This window comes from Streptomyces sp. BE303 (assembly GCF_036290945.1).
Lineage (GTDB): Bacteria > Actinomycetota > Actinomycetes > Streptomycetales > Streptomycetaceae > Kitasatospora.
This window is the reverse complement of record NZ_JAQYWZ010000607.1, coordinates 1-253: the sequence shown is the minus strand read 5'-3', so window position 1 is coordinate 253 and position 253 is coordinate 1. Positions and strand designations below refer to the sequence as shown.

General features: G+C 70.4%; 1 protein-coding gene. It reads right to left on the bottom strand.

Annotation, left to right across the window (positions count from 1 at the left end):
• Nucleotides 1–4: 4 nt before the first annotated feature.
• Nucleotides 5–253 (bottom strand): helix-turn-helix domain-containing protein (locus tag PUR56_RS13850; protein WP_329877181.1); only part of this gene is annotated, 249 nt, incomplete at its 5' end.

Genomic DNA, 253 nt, shown 5'->3' with positions numbered 1-253 from the left:
CGGATCACCTCGAGGTCCTCGAAGGGCCCGGCCGGCCCTCCGCGGACTTCTTCCACACCCGCAGCTCGACCGCGGCCTCACCCAGCGCCTGGGTCAAGTCGGCGACCTGAGCTTCGAGTTGCTGTTCCCGGCTGCTGGGGCCGGACTTCCCGGACGCAAGTCCGGCCCGGCCGGACTCCAGGAACTGCCGCTTCCAGTTCCCGATCGACTGCTCGGACACCTTCACCCGCCGCGCGGCCTCGGCAACGGTCAT